Raw genomic sequence first — 14,722 nt, forward strand, 5'->3', positions numbered from 1 at the left:
GCAGAATAAGGCGGTAGATGTGTTGTGGTTACCCGAGCTGGGATTTATTGCGTTATTGCTGGCCTGCACGGCGTCGCTGCTGCTGGCTAGCATTACGCTGTTGTCGTTGATGGATCGCCGTTGGGGTGGGTTGTTGCCAGTGCGTAGCTGGAGCCTGAGCATTTTTGTGTTAATCGCACTGTCTTTCGCCATTCTGCTACAGCTGTTTTTGAGTAATGACTTCTCGGTCATGTACGTAGCCCAACATGGTCACAGCCAGTTGCCACCGTTGATGAAGGCCGGGGCGCTGTGGGGCGGGCACGAAGGTTCGCTGCTGCTCTGGCTGCTGTGCCTGGCCGGTTGGTCTGCCTGCTTTGCCTTGTTCAGCCCTAAATCGGTGCGCTCACTACAGCCGCTCACGTTGGCCATTCTGGCGTTGATCGTCGGCTGTTTTCTGCTTTTCATCCTGTTCTTTTCCGATCCTTTCGTTCGGCTCTTTCCCGCCGCGCTTCAAGGGCGCGATCTGAACCCGATGCTGCAACATATCGGCCTGATCCTGCATCCTCCGCTGCTCTATTTGGGTTATGCAGGATTTGCGACCTGCAGTGCTCTGATGCTGGCAGCTTTGCTGCAAGGGGAGTTTAGCGCCGAGATTGCCGGACAGTGCCTGCGCTGGGCCAAACCGGCCTGGTGTTTCCTCACTGCCGGCATCATTTTGGGGTCCTGGTGGGCTTACAGCGAACTGGGCTGGGGCGGCTGGTGGTTCTGGGATCCGGTGGAGAATGCTTCATTGCTCCCTTGGCTGACCGCGACCGCTTTGTTACACAGTTTGGCGGTCGGCCAGCGTACCGGAGGATTGCGGCATTGGTCGCTATTGCTGACGCTGGGCACTTTTGTTCTCAGCCTGTTGGGCACCCTGATTGTGCGTTCTGGCATCCTGGTTTCAGTGCACGCCTTTGCGCTGGATGAGCAGCGCGCATTGCCGCTGTTTATCCTGTTTGCGTTTCTTAGCGGGTCGTCGTTTTTGATCTATGCGTTACGCGCCAACCGCGGGAAAGCCGTTACGTTCCCGGTGAAACCTGCGTTGCTCGGCGCGCTGTTGCTTCTCAGCTCCGCCGCCCTGATCGTGCTGGTGGGCACTTTGTACCCGATGCTCTATCGGATGATGGGATGGGGGCAGATCTCGGTCGGCGCGCCTTATTTCAATCTGGTTCTGCTGCCGTTTGGGCTGCTGGGATTGGTGTTGATGTGTTACGGCGGATTTAGGCGGCGGCGCTATGCCCAGTGGATCGCTCACGCTGGAGTGCTGCTGACGGCGTTAGGCATCGCCAGTTCGGCGCTGCAACGCCATGAAATCAGCCTGAACGTCACCGTGGGTGAGACGGTCAGCCTGGCGGGATACCAATTTACGCTGCGTTCGGTAGATCTACTGGCTCAGGCTAATTTCACCAGTGAACAGGCGGTGATTGAGGTTACCCAGCAAGGCAAGCCCGTGGCTCAGTTGACGCCTGAAAGGCGGTTTTACACCGCCCGCCGCCAACAGATGTTTGAGCCAGGCATCGATTGGAACGCTTTCCATGACTGGTACGTGGTGATGGGTGAAAAAAGCGGCGAGCAGCGTTACGCCATGCGTTTTTATGTGCAGACCGGCATCCGTTGGATCTGGTGGGGAGGGGCGTTGATGGTGATTGGCGTGTTGGCTACCGGTTGGCAAAGGAGGCAAGCATGCGCTGGTTAATCGCTTTGATGTTGTGGGGTAGCATCACGTTGCCGCTGGCGGCCCAGATCGTCGATACCTGGGCATTCACCTCGCCGGAAATGCAGGAGCGGGCGCTGGCAGTGGCAGGCCAGATCCGTTGCCCGCAATGCCAGAATCAGAGCCTGCTGGAGTCCAATGCCCCTGCGGCGGTCGCCATGCGCCATGAGGTGTTCGCCATGACCGAACAAGGCAAAACGCAGGCGGAAATCATGAGTTTTATGACGGCACGCTACGGCAACTTTGTCCGTTATCAACCGGCTTTTGAGTCCTCTACGTTGTTACTTTGGGGGCTGCCACCGCTGATGTTGGGGGCGATCGGGCTGGTGTTATGGCGGCGGAGGAAAGCGGAATGAAATCGCGCTCTTACACTCTGCTGTTTATCGTGCTGGTGCTTGGCCTTACCGCGGGTTGGTATGTGGCCAGCGGCCGCCCGGCCACCGTGTTGGCCGAACAGCATAAGCGCAGCTTGCCTGTCCAACCGCTCACGCCTCAGCAGCAGGCCGAAAGCGAGTTACAGCAGTTACAACAACAGATCGAGCAGTCACCGCAAGACAGCGTGTTGTGGGCTCAGCTGGCAGAATATTATCTGTTTAACGATAATTTTGCCGATGCGCAGGCTGCCTATCAGCGGGCTTTGGCTCTGCGGGGGGCGAATGCCGAACTGTACTCGGCGTTGGCAACGGTGCTTTATTACCAGGCGGGGCAGCGTATTACCCCGCAGGTGGAGAGCAATATAGCAAAGGCCTTGGCACTGGATAAGGATGAGGTCTCGGCGCTGATGCTGCTGGCTGCCGATGCCTTTTTGCATACGGAATATGCCAAGGCGATAAACTTGTGGCAACGCCTGTTGGACAGCCAATCACCACGGGTTAATCGGCCACAGCTGATTGAGGCCATCAATATGGCCAAGCTGCTACTGCGCCAACAATAAATCACGCCATGCGGACGAAATTCACCAGTCTAGGCTCAGCAATGCGCTGATAATCCCCAGTGTTGAGGATCAGCGAACGCTCCAGCGTGCCAGCATTAAAGGCCAACTCGTCAAAGCGCTCAAACAGCAGCGGATCGGCCACCAGCAGCAAATCCGGGTGGAAGCTGAACGGCGGGATCGCGCCAAAGACGCAGTCGGTCAGTTGGTCGACTTCCACCGGGCTGGCCAGAGAGGCGCGAGTTCCGCCAACCCCCTGTGCCAACGCGCCGAGATCGGCCTGTTGGTCGGCGGGCAGGATGGCCAGCACGTGCTGCTTGATGCCGTTGCCCTTGACGTGGCACACCAACGCTTTCGCCCCTTGCCCCAACTGGGTGCCGCGTATCTTGGCGACTTCTTCGGATTTCCCTGCCGTGGGATGCTCAACCACGCGATAGCGGGCTTGGTGTTGGTCAAGAAGGGATGTTAAACGGCTAAAGGTTGCGGTAGACACGCCATGTTCTCCTGAGTGTTGATTATCCTGCCCTATCATAACGCGTTGTGACGGCGAAGAGATCAGCCAAATTATTGATTAAACAGCGGGCTATTTTTTTGTTTTGACGGATAATACGCAATTATGAAACGGGATTTTAATTTTTTGAAAGGAAAGGGGCGTGAAGACTAACCTGTCGTTGTTTACCCAGCCGAAGTTCGTCTGGCTATGTGCGGCTTTTTGCTGTTTGCTGTGGGGCAGTGCCTACCCGGCGATTAAAAACGGTTATGAAATTTTCCAGATCGCCACCGACGATCTCTCCGGCAAGATCGTTTTTGCCGGTTACCGCTTTGTGATTGCCGGGGCCTTATTGTTGCTGTTTGCCATCTTGCAGGGTAAACCCATCGGCCGTTTGTCATGGCACCAGTATTCACAGTTGGTGGTGTTAGGGAGCACGCAAACGGCGCTGCAATACGTTTTCTTCTATATCGGTCTGGCCTACACCTCTGGGGTAAAAGGATCGATCATGAACGCGACCGGCACCTTCTTTAGCGTGTTGCTGGCGCATTTCATTTATAAAAACGATCGTCTTAGCATGAATAAAATCGTCGGCTGCGTGGTGGGTTTTGCCGGGGTGATGGTGGTGAACTTCAACAGTCAACTGATGGACTTCAGCTTTAGCTGGCTGGGGGACGGTTTTGTGGTGATCGCTGCGTTTATCCTTTCGGCCGCTACGCTGTATGGCAAACGCATTTCGCAGACCGTCGATCCGACTATTATGACCGGCTGGCAACTGGCCATCGGCGGCGTGATGCTGACGGTAGGGGGATATCTGGCGGGGGGGCGGTTAGAGTTCCACGGTTGGGCATCGGTGGCGATCCTGAGCTACCTGGCGCTGCTGTCCTCGGTCGCTTTTGCGCTCTGGAGCCTGCTGCTGAAATATAACCGCGTGGGCATGATTGCGCCGTTCAACTTCCTGATCCCGGTTTCCGGCGCGGTGCTGTCGGCCATTTTCTTACAGGAAAGCATCATGGAATGGCGTTATGCCGTGGCGCTGGTGCTGGTGTGCTTTGGCATCTGGCGGGTCAACGTGGTGCGTAAGGAAAAGCGCGAAGCTGTCGCCTAGCAATCTCTCAAAGACCCGCCCAAGTGGTGGGTTCTGAGACTGCAAAAAAGGTCTGGATGCGGCTAACCCTCTGGTTGTTCTTCCACCAGGTCAATCATCTGTGCCAGCGCCGGGCTGCTGTTCTCTCTGTGCCAGGCCATCAATAATTCAATCTGTGGTGCACTGGCCGGTAGCGGGCGGAAGACCACGTTCGATGACTGAAAATGGCTGACATAGCGCGGCACAATGGACAGGCCCAGTCCCATTCCCACCAGATTCATGGTGACCAGAATATTGGTTGCTGCCTGCACGATCTTGGGATTGCACCGGGTCTCGGCGAGATAGGCTGTCACCATCTGGTACAACGCGCCGGAGTGGGCCGGATCGGTGCTGATAAAATTTTCGCCATCAAGATGATGCGGTTCTAGCTGCGATTCTTTACTCAGTGGGTGATCGATGGGCATCACCACTACCAAGGGCTCACGATATACCACCCGGTAGTTCAGTTGATTACTGATAATCGGGCGGCGCATAAAACCAACGTCAATCTCTCCTTTCAATAACTTATCTTCTTGCTGAGTGGTAATGATACTCACCAGTTCGATGCTGGACGCCGGTAGCCGCTGGCGTAACTGGGGCAGAACGTCGGGCAGGATATTCACTTCCGCACAGGGTACAAAGCCAATGATCAGCCGAACCTGTTGCTCCATGGCCTTACGCGCCAGCTGTTTTGCCTGCTCTGACAATTCAAGAATATTGATCGCCTGATGTAAAAACACCTCTCCGGCGCGGGTTAGCGAAACCTGACGATTATTTCTTATTAATAATGGCGCGCCGATACAGCCCTCAAGATCTTTTATCTGGCTGCTCAATGAGGGCTGCGATGTATGTAGCCTCTCGGCGGCCCGGGTGAAATTGAGTTCTTCGGCTACCGCGACAAAATAACGTAAGTGTCTTAGCTCCATGCCTTTTGCTCCCATCATAGAAAAAATGTCTGGTACGGTCGTTTTTTACTATTTCACAAAATAGTAACTGGAAAGCAACATCCTTTGCGTAACCCCTACGAAGGTCAATACATCTCTTGGATGAGGATCAAATAATATGACCACCAACGCAAAATTAGATGTCTATAGCCTGATCGACACCCTGAATGGGCAAGTTCTGCCACGGATCTATACCGATCCGGATATTTATCAATTAGAGCTGGAGCGCATATTTGGCCGCTGCTGGCTGTTTCTGGCCCATGAAAGCCAAATACCAAAACCAGGCGATTTCTTTAACACCTACATGGGTGAAGACGCGGTAGTCGTTATCCGTCAGAAAGATGGCTCCATCAAAGCGTTTCTCAACCAATGTCGCCATCGCGCGATGCGTGTCAGCTACGCGGACAGTGGCAATACCCGTGCTTTTACCTGCCCTTATCACGGCTGGTCTTATGGCATCGATGGCGAATTGACTGAGGTGCCATTGGAGCCGCGCGCCTATCCACAAGGCTTGTGCAAATCGCATTGGGGGCTGAAGGAAGTGCCTGGTGTCGAAAGCTATAAAGGCCTGATATTTGGCAACTGGGATACCAGTGCTCCGCCACTCAAAGAGTATCTGGGTGATATGGCCTGGTATCTGGATGGTTTGCTGGATCGGCGGGAAGGCGGCACCGAAATTGTCGGTGGCGTGCAGAAGTGGGTGATTAACTGCAACTGGAAGTTCCCGGCCGAGCAGTTCGCCAGCGATCAGTATCATGCCCTGTTCAGCCATGTCTCGGCGGTACAGGTACTGGGCGGCATGCAGGATGGCAGCGATAAAAAACTGGGTAATGACCAGACCGCACGCCCGGTGTGGGAAACCGCCAAAGACGCGGTGCAATTCGGCCAGGATGGCCACGGCTGCGGCTTCTTCTTTACCGAAAAGCCGGACGCCAACGTGTGGGTTGATGGTGAAGTCTCGCGCTACTACCGGGAAAGCTACCCCGAAGCCGAGCAGCGCCTCGGCCAAATCCGCGCCTTGCGCCTGGCGGGGCATAACAATATTTTCCCTACGCTTTCCTGGCTCAATGGCACCGCCACTATGCGTGTCTGGCATCCCCGTGGGCCAGATCAGGTTGAGGTTTGGGCGTTCTGCATTGCCGACAAGGCCGCCTCGCCGGAAACCAAAGCGGCGTTTGAAAATAGCGCCACTCGAGCCTTTGGCCCTGCCGGTTTCCTTGAGCAGGATGACTCGGAAAACTGGGCTGAGATCCAGAAACTGCTCAAAGGCCACCAGGCCCGTCACAATCCATTATGCCTGGAGATGGGGCTGAATCAGGAAAAACGCCGTGAAGACGGTATCCCCGGTATTACCAACTACATCTTTTCTGAAACCGCCGCGCGCGGCATGTACCAACGTTGGGCGGATTTGCTGAGCAGCGATACTTGGCAGGAAGTCCAAGAGAAAACCGCAGCCTACCAGCAGGAGGTGATGAAATGAGCCATCCGATCTCTATGGAACTCCAGCATCAGATTACCCAGTTTCTCTACCGCGAAGCCGCCCTGTTAGATGATTGGGCGTTCCGTGCCTGGCTGGAACTGCTTGACGATGATTTGAGCTACACCATGCGCACTAGGGTTAATGCCCAGACTCGCGATCGGCGCAAAGGCGTTCAACCACCGACCACCTGGATTTTCAACGACACCAAATCACAGCTTGAACGCCGGATCGCCCGCCTGGAAACCGGGATGGCCTGGGCTGAAGAGCCGCCGTCCCGGACTCGCCATATGGTCAACAACTGCATTATCAGCGAAACGGCACAGGCCGATGTGTTCTCCGTGCGAGTGAACTACCTGCTTTACCGGTCGCAAAAAGAGCGTGACGAAACCATCTACGTTGGCACCCGTACCGATCTGCTGCGCCGCCGTTCAACCGAGGAGGGCTGGGGGCTGTGTGGGCGTGAAATCATTCTCGATCAGGCGGTTATCACCTCCCACAACATGAGCATCCTGTTCTGATGAAACGAATCCATGCTTGTGCTGTTGGGGCGTTGCCGGAGGGGGAGACTCTCCGGCTCGATACTGAGCCGACGATCGCGTTGTTTCACGTGGGCGGTGAATATTTCGCGATCAACGATCGTTGCAGCCACGGCAATGCTTCGATGTCTGAGGGCTATCTCGACGATGACGCGACCGTGGAATGCCCGCTGCATTCGGCCAGCTTTTGCCTGAAGACCGGTAAAGCGTTATGCATGCCCGCCACCGAACCGCTGCAAACCTATCAGGTCACCGTGTTAGAGGGGGCCGTGTTTATCGATTTACCGGAGGGCGTCTGATGTCCGATCTTAAAGATGACGTAGTGCTGATAACCGGTGGCGGCTCAGGCTTGGGGCTGGCTCTGGTGGCGCGTTTTATTGAGGAAGGTGCCAGGGTGGCGATCCTGGAGCGTTCAGCGGAAAAGGTCAGCCGGTTACAGCAGCAGTTTGGCGAGCAGGTTGTGGCTGTGCAGGGTGACGTGACTTCCTTTGCCGATAATCAGCGTGCGGTGGCAATGGCGCTGTCCCGCTTTGGGCGTCTGGACTGTTTTATCGGCAATGCCGGTATCTGGGATCATAATGCCTCGTTGCTGGCGACACCGGCGGAGCAGCTAGAGTCCGGCTTTAACGAGCTGTTTGCCGTTAACGTCAAAGGCTATCTGTTGGGCGCCAAAGCCAGCGCTCCGGCATTGATCCACTCCTGCGGCAGTATGATCTTCACGCTTTCCAATGCGGCCTGGTATCCCGGCGGCGGCGGCCCGCTGTATACCGCCAGCAAGCATGCTGACGTAGGGCTGATCCGTCAGTTGGCTTATGAACTGGCCCCCAAGGTTCGGGTCAATGGCGTCGGGCCTTGTGGCATGGCCAGTGACTTGCGTGGTCCACAGGCGCTTGGGCAGCAGGACACCTCGATTATGCAATCGCTGACGCCGGAAAAGATTGCCGCCATTTTGCCGTTGCAATTTTCCCCTGCGCCGGAAGATTTTACCGGCCCTTACCTGATGCTGGCCTCGCGCCGTAACAACCGGACGTTGAGCGGCGTGATGATCAATGCCGATGCGGGCCTGGCCATTCGGGGTATTCGCCACGTGGCGGGTGGATTGCAGCTATAGGAGCCAACATGAAACAGATAGTGATTATCGGCGGTGGTCAGGCCGGAGCTATGGCGGCCGCAGCCCTACGTGCACAACGGTTTACCGGTGGCATCACCTTGATCGGCGAAGAAGCGGAAATTCCATACGAACGTCCCCCTTTGTCGAAAGCCATGTTGCTGTCGCCCACCCCGCAGTTGCAAGACATTCTGCCTGCTTCCTTCTATGAGGAGAATGCCATTGTCCTGCGCCGCAATACGCAGGTTGTCGCGATCGATACCTTACAGCACACGGTGCTGCTGGCTGATGGTGAAGAACTGGAGTGGGACCGGTTGCTGTTGGCGACCGGGGCCAAGGCTCGACGGCTCATATCGCTGGATGCGTTGGGTGATAAATCGCATACCTTGCGTACTGCGGCAGATGCCAGGCGGTTACGTGAAGCACTGACTGCCAACCAACGGATCCTGATTGTCGGTGCCGGCACCATTGGCCTCGAGTTGGCAGCCAGTGCGAAGCAGAGTGGCTGTGAGGTGACGGTGATTGAGCAGGCGGCGATGGTGATGGGGCGCAATGCTCCACCGCCGGTGCGCGATTATCTGATGAGCCTGCATCAACAGCATCAGGTGCGTCTTTGCCTTAATGCCCAGATTGAGCACGCCGCTCTGGAACAGGGAAACGTAGTGCTGACGTTGCAGGACGGTGAACGGCTGATGGGTGACGCGGTGATTTATGGCATCGGCATTGAAGCCAACGATCGTCTGGCTATCCAGGCAGGGTTAGCGACTGCCAACGGCATCATTGTCGACGACCATTGCCGTACTTCGGTTGCCAATATTTATGCGGCTGGAGATGTCACCTTACGCCGTCAGGATGAGCAACTTGTCCGCCTGGAAACCTGGGATAACGCCAACCAGCAGGCACTGGTGGCGGCCTGTGCCATGTTGGATCAGCCGTTACCGCCCACGGTGCCGGTGTGGTTCTGGACCGATCAGTTCGACAGCAATATTCAGTTTATCGGGGCCATGCAGAGCGAATATTGGTTGGTGCGCGGCAGCGTTGAGGCGCACAGCGCCATCTGGTTTGGGTTGCAAGAGGGTCGGCTGATGGGGGCCATCACGCTGAACCAGGGGCGGGAAATGCGCCATCTTCGCAGGCTGATCCAGCAAGGTAGCCAGATAGATGAAAGGCTATTGGTTGATCCACAGGTTGCACTAAAGAGCTTGATTTAGCCCTGCCATGGCTAACCGGTTTCCCCTCCTCACTCCACTCTCTTACGCAGCAGAGGGAGTTGATCTGGTGTCGCGAGCAGGTGAGGGGGGGCTTTTATGCCCGGAACCCGGACCGTCTGGAATAGCCGTTCCGCGCTAAACACGCTAATGATTAAAAACAAGGTGGCTTGATATGAACGCTTATCTTCATTGTCTCTCTCATTCCCCGTTAGTGGGCTACGTTGATCCGGCCCCAGCGGTGCTGGCCGAAGTGGAAAAAACTATTGCCGACGCACGGCAGCGGATCCAGGCATTTGATCCTGAACTGGTGATCCTGTTCGCGCCAGATCATTACAACGGCTTTTTCTACGACATCATGCCGCCGTTCTGCATTGGTATGGCTGCTACGGCGATTGGTGATTTCAACAGTGCCGCTGGCGAGCTGCCGGTGCCTGCGAAGCTGGCCGAGGCCTGCGCTCAATCGGTGTTGGATGCGGGGGTCGACGTTGCGGTTTCCTACTGCATGCAGGTGGATCATGGTTTTGCCCAGCCGCTGGAGTATTTGCTCGGTGGCCTGGCGAACTGCCCGGTGCTGCCGGTATTTATCAATGGGGTCGCGCCACCCTTGCCTGGTTTCAAGCGAACGCGCCTGCTGGGTGAAGCTATCGGGCGTTTTGCCCGTGGCCTGGATAAACGAGTGTTGATCCTGGGCTCCGGCGGGCTTTCGCACCAGCCGCCGGTACCTCAGTTGGCCGGGGCCGATGCTCATATGCGTGATCGCCTGTTGGGCAGTGGCCGCCAATTACCGGCAGACGAACGCCAATTACGCCAGCACCGCGTTATCTCTGCTGCCCGTGCTTTTGTGCAGGATCAGAGCACCTTACATCCTCTCAACCCGGTCTGGGACAACCAGTTTATGGACATTCTTTCCGGCGGACAGTTGGCGGAACTGGATGGGCTGGGTAATGACGAACTGTCGGCGATCGCTGGCCGCTCAACCCATGAGGTTAAAGCCTGGATGGCCGCCTTTGCTGCACTATCGGCGTTTGGTCCTTATCAGACCGAGGGGCGCTATTACCGCGAGCTTCCCGAGTGGATCACCGGGTTCGGCTCAATTAGCGCCGCTCCGCGGAAATAATAACGATAAAGGAACACCATCATGACATCGCAATCTTTTGACCTTACTGAAGAAAATACCAGCCGCTTCGTGCAGATCCAAGAGGGTGAAGCCAGCCTGCGTATCCATTACAACGACTGCGGCAGCGGCGCGCAAACCGTGGTAATGCTGCACGGTTCCGGCCCCGGAGCCAGCGGCTGGGCGAACTTCAGCCGTAATATTCAACCGCTGGTGACGGCGGGTTATCGCGTGATCCTGCTGGATTTCCCTGGCTGGAGCAAGAGCGATTCGATCGTCAGTACCGGTTCCCGTTCGGACCTCAATGCCCGCATTTTGAAAGGGCTGGTGGACGCGCTGGATCTGGAGCAGGTGCATCTGCTGGGGAACTCGATGGGCGGCCACAGCGCCGTGGCGTTTACCCTGACCTGGCCTGAGCGCGTTGGCAAACTGGTGTTGATGGGGGGCGGTACCGGTGGTGCTAGCCCGTTTGTGCCGATGCCAACGGAAGGGATCAAGCTGCTGCAGGGGCTCTACCGTGAGCCAAACATCGAGAACCTGCGCAAAATGATGAACATTTTTGTTTACGATCCCAGCGATCTGACTGAAGCGCTGTTCAAAACCCGCCTCGACAATATTCTGGCGCACCGTGACCACCTGGAGAACTTCGTCAAGAGCTTGTCGGTCAATCCGAACCAGTTCCCGGATTTCAGCCCGCGCCTGGGTGAAATCAAAGCCCAGACGCTGATCGTCTGGGGGCGTAACGATCGTTTTGTGCCGATGGATACCGGGCTGCGCCTGCTGGCAGGCATTGCCGGGTCACAACTGCATGTGTTCAGCAACTGCGGCCATTGGGCGCAATGGGAACATGCCGACAGCTTTAACCGCATGGTCGTGGATTTCCTCAAGCATTAATCAGGGAACAAATGATGAGTGATGACAATTTGGAGCAATTGGCTGCGGCGCTACGGCAGTCCGAGTTCAGCGGCAAGGTGATTGAGCCCTTGCGCGATCGCCTCGGCCTCGACAACGGCGAGGCGGCCTATGCCATCCAGCAGTTGAACGTACAGCATTGGCAGGCTGCTGGCCGCCGAGTGGTGGGGCGCAAAGTAGGGCTCACCCATCCCAAGGTTCAGCAACAGCTGGGAGTTGACCAGCCGGACTTCGGCACCCTGTTTGCCGACATGTGCTACGGCACCAACCAGGACATTCCATTTTCGCGGGTGATGCAGCCGCGTATCGAAGCGGAGATTGCGTTGGTGCTGGATCGTGATTTACCGCATGCCGATACCACGTTCGATGAGTTATGTAGCGCAGTGGAGTGGGTATTGCCAGCGCTGGAAGTGGTGGGCAGCCGCATCAAGGACTGGTCGATCGCGTTTGTCGATACCGTGGCGGATAACGCTTCCTGTGGCGTGTATGTGCTGGGTGGCCCGGTGCGTCGCATCGATGAGGTGGATCTGCAACATTGCGGCATGAGCATGACGCGCAATAACGAGGTGGTGTCTAGCGGGCGTGGTAGTGAATGTCTTGGGCATCCGATTAATGCTGCCGTCTGGTTGGCACGCAAAATGGCCAGCCTCGGCACGCCGTTACGAGCGGGTGATGTTGTGCTGACTGGAGCACTGGGCCCGATGGTGCCGGTGCAAGCAGGTGACAGTTTTACGGCAACAATTGAAGGCGTCGGCACGGTTTCTGCCCACTTCTATGAGGACAGCCAATGATGAGCAAGAGAAAAGTGGCGATCATCGGTTCCGGTAATATCGGTACCGATTTGATGATTAAAATCCTGCGTAACGCCAAGCATCTGGAGATGGGGGCGATGGTGGGGATCGATCCTGAATCGGACGGCCTGGCTCGTGCTCGCCGGATGGGGGTTGCAACCTGTCATACCGGCGTTAACGGGCTGATCCTGATGCCTGAGTTCGCCGACATTGATTTTGTCTTTGATGCCACCAGCGCGAGTGCTCATGTTAAAAATGATGCCATCCTGCGGGCGGCCAAACCGGGGATCCGGCTGATCGATCTGACACCTGCGGCGATTGGCCCTTATTGCGTGCCGGTAGTGAACCTGGAGGAAAATCTGAGCCAGGTCAACGTCAATATGGTGACCTGCGGCGGGCAGGCGACCATTCCGATGGTGGCAGCGGTAGCTAGGGTGGCCAGAGTTCATTACGCCGAAATTATCGCCTCCATTGCCAGTAAGTCTGCCGGGCCGGGCACCCGCGCCAATATCGATGAGTTTACTGAAACCACCAGCAAGGCGATCGAGGTAGTTGGCGGGGCAGAGAGGGGCAAAGCGATTATCGTGTTGAACCCGGCGGAACCGTCCTTAATGATGCGCGATACCGTCTATGTGTTGAGTGAAGCCGTCGATCAAGACAAGGTTGAAGCTTCAATCAATGAAATGGCGGCGGCCGTGCAGGCCTATGTGCCCGGCTATCGGCTGAAGCAGAAAGTACAGTTCGATGTCATCCCTGCCGATGCACCGCTTAACTTACCGGGGATTGGCCGTTTTTCTGGCCTGAAAACCTCGGTGTTTCTGGAGGTTGAAGGCGCGGCGCACTACTTACCTGCCTATGCAGGCAACCTTGATATCATGACTTCCGCTGCGCTGGCGACCGCCGAGCGTATGGCTCAGGCCATGGCGCACGTTGCTGGAGAACGGCTATGAACGAGAAAAAAATCACTATCTCGGATGTGACCCTGCGTGACGGGATGCACGCGATCCGTCACCAATATACGCTGCAAAATGTGCAGGACATTGCCAAGGCACTGGATGCGGCGAAGGTGGATTCGATAGAAGTGGCGCATGGTGATGGTCTGCGGGGCTCCAGCTTCAACTACGGCTTTGGCGCACATACCGATCTGGAGTGGATTGCGGCGGCGGCAGACGTCACCACCCACGCTAAAATCGCCACCTTGCTGCTGCCGGGCATTGGCACCATTCACGATTTGAAGGATGCCTATAACGCCGGGGCGCGGGTAGTGCGTGTCGCCACTCACTGTACCGAAGCTGATGTCTCCAAACAGCATATCGCCTATGCCCGTGAGCTGGGCATGGATACCGTGGGTTTCCTGATGATGAGCCATATGACGACGCCGGAAAATCTGGCCAGCCAGGCCAAGCTGATGGAAAGCTACGGGGCAACCTGCATCTACGTGGTGGATTCTGGCGGCACGATGAATATGAACGATATCCGTGCCCGTTTCCGAGCCTTGAAAGCGGTGTTGCAACCAGAAACGCATACCGGTATCCATGCGCACCATAACCTCAGCCTTGGGGTCGCCAACTCGATGGTGGCGGTGGAAGAAGGGTGCGATCGCGTGGATGCCAGCTTGGCAGGGATGGGGGCAGGAGCCGGTAACGCGCCGCTTGAGGTGTTTATTGCGGCGGCGGATAAACTTGGCTGGCACCATGGCACGGATCTGTATGCCTTGATGGATGCGGCTGACGATCTGGTGCGCCCATTGCAGGATCGGCCCGTTCGTGTCGATCGTGAAACGTTGGCGCTGGGCTACGCCGGGGTTTACTCCAGTTTTCTGCGCCACTGTGAGGTGGCCGCGGCGAAATACGGTATCAACGCGGTGGATATTCTGGTCGAGCTGGGTAAACGCCGCATGGTGGGCGGCCAGGAAGATATGATCGTCGACGTGGCGCTAGATCTGCGTTCCCGCTAATCAGAGCGAGGTAAACCAGCAATGGGACTGTGCCATCGTTAGAGCTCAGTGAATTACCTGCCCCTTTTTGCAGGGGCAGGGTTATGCTGAATTACACCATTGGGCGGATATAGTCCCACAGGCGTTCCCAGTTAATCAGCACCAATACCACGGTGGCGGAAAACAGAATAAACATGATCTTTGAGAACATGATATCAACACTCCTTGTTAATAAATTCGACGTTTTGGTTTGGTGTTTTTGGTTCCCCTCACCCTAACCCTAACCCTCTCCCAAAGGGCGAGGGGACCGATCGAGTTCGTTGATTGCCTTGCGTAATACCTTGCCTTTCTTGTTCTTACACCCAACTTACCGAAGCTGCGCGGGCTAACCGCAGACTCCAGACAGCT

Annotated in this window: 16 protein-coding genes; 14 read left to right on the forward strand and 2 right to left on the reverse strand. The window is 56.4% G+C overall.

Annotated elements, in window-relative coordinates:
* The first annotated feature begins 19 nt into the window (after nucleotides 1–19).
* The 3 genes from nrfE to AC6HVW_RS07010 are packed head-to-tail and all read left to right on the forward strand — an operon-like array spanning nucleotide 20 to nucleotide 2,669.
* The gene (nrfE, locus tag AC6HVW_RS07000; protein WP_071682304.1) at nucleotides 20–1,717 is read left to right on the forward strand and encodes a heme lyase NrfEFG subunit NrfE; all 1,698 of its coding nucleotides are present in this window, start codon (nucleotides 20–22) and stop codon (nucleotides 1,715–1,717) included.
* Nucleotides 1,705–2,091: a heme lyase NrfEFG subunit NrfF gene (locus tag AC6HVW_RS07005; RefSeq protein WP_071682303.1), complete on the forward strand. Its 387-nt coding sequence runs from the start codon at nucleotides 1,705–1,707 to the stop codon at nucleotides 2,089–2,091. Before nrfE ends, AC6HVW_RS07005 begins: the two co-directional genes overlap by 13 nt.
* Nucleotides 2,088–2,669, forward strand: coding sequence for a TPR domain-containing protein (locus AC6HVW_RS07010; protein WP_137751131.1), 582 nt, complete (start codon nucleotides 2,088–2,090; stop codon nucleotides 2,667–2,669). Before AC6HVW_RS07005 ends, AC6HVW_RS07010 begins: the two co-directional genes overlap by 4 nt.
* Nucleotide 2,670: 1 nt before the next feature.
* On the opposite strand, the gene AC6HVW_RS07015 is transcribed toward AC6HVW_RS07010, so the two are convergent.
* Nucleotides 2,671–3,159 (reverse strand): YbaK/prolyl-tRNA synthetase associated domain-containing protein, encoded by a 489-nt coding sequence (locus AC6HVW_RS07015; RefSeq protein WP_059200112.1) that lies wholly within the window; start codon nucleotides 3,157–3,159, stop codon nucleotides 2,671–2,673.
* A gap of 160 nt (nucleotides 3,160–3,319) precedes the next feature.
* Between AC6HVW_RS07015 and AC6HVW_RS07020 the strand changes: the two genes are divergently transcribed.
* Nucleotides 3,320–4,264 (forward strand): DMT family transporter, encoded by a 945-nt coding sequence (locus tag AC6HVW_RS07020; protein ID WP_497569313.1) that lies wholly within the window; start codon nucleotides 3,320–3,322, stop codon nucleotides 4,262–4,264.
* Nucleotides 4,265–4,326: 62 nt separating this feature from the next.
* On the opposite strand, the gene hcaR is transcribed toward AC6HVW_RS07020, so the two are convergent.
* On the reverse strand, nucleotides 4,327–5,208 hold the full coding sequence (hcaR, locus tag AC6HVW_RS07025) for a DNA-binding transcriptional regulator HcaR (protein WP_497569314.1): 882 nt from the start codon (nucleotides 5,206–5,208) through the stop codon (nucleotides 4,327–4,329).
* Between the two features lie 136 nt (nucleotides 5,209–5,344).
* On the opposite strand from hcaR, the gene hcaE reads away from it, so the two are divergent.
* The 10 genes from hcaE (at nucleotide 5,345) to mhpE (ending at nucleotide 14,335) form a co-directional block, all read left to right on the forward strand.
* Nucleotides 5,345–6,706, forward strand: coding sequence for a 3-phenylpropionate/cinnamic acid dioxygenase subunit alpha (gene hcaE, locus AC6HVW_RS07030; RefSeq protein ID WP_071682299.1), 1,362 nt, complete (start codon nucleotides 5,345–5,347; stop codon nucleotides 6,704–6,706).
* A complete protein-coding gene (gene hcaF / locus AC6HVW_RS07035) occupies nucleotides 6,703–7,224 on the forward strand; it encodes a 3-phenylpropionate/cinnamic acid dioxygenase subunit beta (RefSeq protein WP_071682298.1) in 522 nt (173 codons plus the stop codon). Before hcaE ends, hcaF begins: the two co-directional genes overlap by 4 nt.
* Complete coding sequence (hcaC, locus tag AC6HVW_RS07040) at nucleotides 7,224–7,541, forward strand: 3-phenylpropionate/cinnamic acid dioxygenase ferredoxin subunit (protein ID WP_071682297.1); 318 nt, start codon at nucleotides 7,224–7,226, stop codon at nucleotides 7,539–7,541. Before hcaF ends, hcaC begins: the two co-directional genes overlap by 1 nt.
* Nucleotides 7,541–8,353: a 3-phenylpropionate-dihydrodiol/cinnamic acid-dihydrodiol dehydrogenase gene (hcaB, locus tag AC6HVW_RS07045; protein WP_071682296.1), complete on the forward strand. Its 813-nt coding sequence runs from the start codon at nucleotides 7,541–7,543 to the stop codon at nucleotides 8,351–8,353. Before hcaC ends, hcaB begins: the two co-directional genes overlap by 1 nt.
* Before the next feature lie 8 nt (nucleotides 8,354–8,361).
* The gene (gene hcaD / locus AC6HVW_RS07050; RefSeq protein WP_071682295.1) at nucleotides 8,362–9,561 is read left to right on the forward strand and encodes a 3-phenylpropionate/cinnamic acid dioxygenase ferredoxin--NAD(+) reductase subunit; all 1,200 of its coding nucleotides are present in this window, start codon (nucleotides 8,362–8,364) and stop codon (nucleotides 9,559–9,561) included.
* A gap of 172 nt (nucleotides 9,562–9,733) precedes the next feature.
* Nucleotides 9,734–10,678: a 3-carboxyethylcatechol 2,3-dioxygenase gene (gene mhpB, locus AC6HVW_RS07055; protein ID WP_071682294.1), complete on the forward strand. Its 945-nt coding sequence runs from the start codon at nucleotides 9,734–9,736 to the stop codon at nucleotides 10,676–10,678.
* A gap of 21 nt (nucleotides 10,679–10,699) precedes the next feature.
* Nucleotides 10,700–11,569, forward strand: a complete 870-nt coding sequence (locus AC6HVW_RS07060) for an alpha/beta fold hydrolase (protein ID WP_071682293.1) — start codon at nucleotides 10,700–10,702, stop codon at nucleotides 11,567–11,569.
* 14 nt (nucleotides 11,570–11,583) lie between these two features.
* Nucleotides 11,584–12,378: a 2-keto-4-pentenoate hydratase gene (gene mhpD, locus AC6HVW_RS07065; RefSeq protein ID WP_059200119.1), complete on the forward strand. Its 795-nt coding sequence runs from the start codon at nucleotides 11,584–11,586 to the stop codon at nucleotides 12,376–12,378.
* Complete coding sequence (gene mhpF, locus AC6HVW_RS07070; RefSeq protein ID WP_071682360.1) at nucleotides 12,378–13,328, forward strand: acetaldehyde dehydrogenase; 951 nt, start codon at nucleotides 12,378–12,380, stop codon at nucleotides 13,326–13,328. Before mhpD ends, mhpF begins: the two co-directional genes overlap by 1 nt.
* Nucleotides 13,325–14,335, forward strand: a complete 1,011-nt coding sequence (gene mhpE, locus AC6HVW_RS07075) for a 4-hydroxy-2-oxovalerate aldolase (protein WP_071682292.1) — start codon at nucleotides 13,325–13,327, stop codon at nucleotides 14,333–14,335. Before mhpF ends, mhpE begins: the two co-directional genes overlap by 4 nt.
* Nucleotides 14,336–14,722 lie beyond the last annotated feature (387 nt).

It is taken from the genome of Serratia sp. NCCP-200 (assembly GCF_059697885.1).

Bases quoted from the DNA above. Each gene is read 5' to 3' on its own strand.
- hcaE (WP_071682299.1), top strand. From the start codon at position 5,345: ATGACCACCAACGCAAAATTAGATGTCTATAGCCTGATCGACACCCTG.
- hcaR (WP_497569314.1), bottom strand. From the start codon at position 5,208: ATGGAGCTAAGACACTTACGTTATTTTGTCGCGGTAGCCGAAGAACTC.
- hcaD (WP_071682295.1), top strand. From the start codon at position 8,362: ATGAAACAGATAGTGATTATCGGCGGTGGTCAGGCCGGAGCTATGGCG.
- hcaF (WP_071682298.1), top strand. From the start codon at position 6,703: ATGAGCCATCCGATCTCTATGGAACTCCAGCATCAGATTACCCAGTTT.
- mhpE (WP_071682292.1), top strand. From the start codon at position 13,325: ATGAACGAGAAAAAAATCACTATCTCGGATGTGACCCTGCGTGACGGG.
- hcaB (WP_071682296.1), top strand. From the start codon at position 7,541: ATGTCCGATCTTAAAGATGACGTAGTGCTGATAACCGGTGGCGGCTCA.
- AC6HVW_RS07060 (WP_071682293.1), top strand. From the start codon at position 10,700: ATGACATCGCAATCTTTTGACCTTACTGAAGAAAATACCAGCCGCTTC.
- AC6HVW_RS07005 (WP_071682303.1), top strand. From the start codon at position 1,705: ATGCGCTGGTTAATCGCTTTGATGTTGTGGGGTAGCATCACGTTGCCG.
- mhpB (WP_071682294.1), top strand. From the start codon at position 9,734: ATGAACGCTTATCTTCATTGTCTCTCTCATTCCCCGTTAGTGGGCTAC.
- AC6HVW_RS07010 (WP_137751131.1), top strand. From the start codon at position 2,088: ATGAAATCGCGCTCTTACACTCTGCTGTTTATCGTGCTGGTGCTTGGC.
- mhpD (WP_059200119.1), top strand. From the start codon at position 11,584: ATGAGTGATGACAATTTGGAGCAATTGGCTGCGGCGCTACGGCAGTCC.
- hcaC (WP_071682297.1), top strand. From the start codon at position 7,224: ATGAAACGAATCCATGCTTGTGCTGTTGGGGCGTTGCCGGAGGGGGAG.
- mhpF (WP_071682360.1), top strand. From the start codon at position 12,378: ATGAGCAAGAGAAAAGTGGCGATCATCGGTTCCGGTAATATCGGTACC.